This is a genomic window from Pauljensenia hongkongensis, assembly GCF_001746855.1.
Classification (GTDB): Bacteria; Actinomycetota; Actinomycetes; order Actinomycetales; family Actinomycetaceae; genus Pauljensenia; species Pauljensenia hongkongensis.
In genome coordinates, this window is the sequence record NZ_CP017298.1 from 411235 (window position 1) to 413425 (window position 2191).

1 protein-coding gene is annotated in these 2191 nt (G+C 72.0%); it reads right to left on the bottom strand.

All coding sequences use genetic code 11. From position 1 onward, the window contains the following. On the bottom strand, positions 1–2004 hold a 2004-nt coding region (locus BH719_RS01715), incomplete at its 3' end, for an Rne/Rng family ribonuclease (RefSeq protein ID WP_009400215.1). Between the last annotated feature and the right edge of the window lie 187 nt (positions 2005–2191).

Genomic DNA, 2191 nt, shown 5'->3' on the forward strand with positions numbered 1-2191 from the left:
GGCGATGGCGCTCAGCGCCTCCTTGGCGCGCCCGTGGTCGGCGGCCTGCTCGCCACCGGCCCGGCGCCCCTCGGCGCTCTTCTTGGAGCGCTTGGAGCCCTTGCCGTTCTTGTCGGAGGCGCCCGGGTGCTCGACGGGGTGGGAGTGGACGATGAAGCCACGGCCCTCGCAGGCGCCGCACTGGGTGGAGAACGCCTCGACGAGCCCCTCCCCCACGCGCTTGCGCGTCATCTGGACCAGGCCCAGCGAAGTGATCTCCGTGACCTGGTGCCGGGTGCGGTCGCGCCCCAGGCACTCGACGAGGCGGCGCAGCACCAGGTCCCGGTTCGACTCCAGCACCATGTCCACGAAGTCGATGATGACGATCCCGCCGATGTCGCGCAGGCGCAGCTGCCGGACGATCTCCTCCGCGGCCTCGAGGTTGTTGCGGGTGACCGTCTCCTCCAGCGTCCCCCCGGCGCCGATGTACTTGCCGGTGTTGACGTCGATGACCGTCATCGCCTCGGTGCGGTCGATGATGAGGGTCCCTCCGCTGGGCAGCCAGACCTTGCGGTCCATGCCCTTGGCCAGTTGCTCGTCGATGCGGTGGGCGTGGAAGACGTCGTCCGCGCCCACCCATTGCTCCACGCGGTCCGACAGCTCGGGGCTGAGCTCGTCGACGTACTCCTTGACGGTGGCGTAGGTCCCCCGGCCCTGGATGACCAGGCTCGTGAAGTCCTCGTTGAAGATGTCGCGCACGACCCGCACGGCGAGCTCGGGCTCCCCGCGCATCAGGGCGGGCGCGCTGCGGGTGGACTTCTGCTTGGCGCGCACGTCCTCCCACTGCTTCGTCAGTCGGGCCACGTCCGCGCGGATCTGCTCCTCGGAGGCGCCCTCGGCGGCGGTGCGCACGATGACGCCCGAACCGGAGGGGACGACCTGCTTGAGGATCTTCTTGAGGCGGGCGCGCTCCTTGTCGGGCAGCTTGCGCGAGATCCCCATCATCGAGCCGTTGGGGATGAGCACCAGGTAGCGGCCGGCCAGTGTGATCTGGCTGGTCAGGCGCGCCCCCTTGTGCCCGATGGGGTCCTTCGTGACCTGCACGAGCACGGAGTCGCCGGACTTGAGGGCCGACTCGATGCGCCGCGGCTTCCCGTCGAGGCCGACGGCGTCCCAGTTGACCTCGCCGGCGTACAGGACGGCGTTGCGCCCGCGCCCGATGTCGACGAACGCGGCCTCCATCGAGGGCAGGACGTTCTGGACGCGCCCCAGGTAGATGTTGCCGACGGCCGATTTGGAGGTGCGGCGCGCGACGTAGTGCTCGACGAGGAGGTCGTCCTCGAGGATGGCGATCTGGTCGAGGCCCTCGTGGTCGCGGATGACCATGGTGCGCTTGACCGACTCGCGGCGGGCGAGGAACTCCGACTCGGTGATCGAGTGGCGCCTGCGGCCCTCCCGGCGCCCCTCCCTGCGCCGCTGCTTCTTCGCCTCCAGGCGCGTCGAGCCCTTGAGGGCCTTCACCTGGTCGGTCAGGTCGCCGCCGGCTTCCGCCTCGTCGGAGGAGCGGGGGCGCCGACGGCGGCGCCTGCGGCCGCCCTCCCCTTCCGCCTCGTGGGCGTCCTGCTCCTGGGGATCGGCGGCGGAATCCTCCTTCTTCGCGCGCCTGCGGCGCTTGGGGGCGGGCGCCTCGCCGTCCTCCTGCGGGCCCGTGCCCTCCCCATCGGCGGACGGGGCCTCCGCGGAGGACCTCTTGCGGGTCCGGCGCTTCTTGGGCGGCGCCCCGGCCGCCCCGTCGTCGTCGGGAACGCCCTTGGCGTCCGCTCCTGCGCCGTCCTCGGGGGCGGTCCGGCTGGAGCGCCTCCTGCGGGGGGAGGCCTCCTTGGGCTCGTCGCCTGCGTCCGCGCTGCGGCGCGAGGGGGCCTCGTCGGGGCCGCCCGCTCCCGCGGGCTCCTGGAAGACGGGCGCCTGGAAGAGCAGGGATGCCGCCGTCGCGACGGGCGCGGGGGAATCAAGTTCGGGGGTCACGGTTCTCCAATTGTGGGCGGTCCCCCGTGCCAGGATCCGTCCTTCCTCAATCGCCCGCTGGGGGCGGAAACCTAGTGGGCCGCGAACGCGGCACGGCCGGAGGCGCGCGTGCGCGCCGCGTCGGCACTCGTTGTGGGGGCACGCCCACAACGCCCATCCGCAACCATTGTCTCACAGGAGTCAAGCC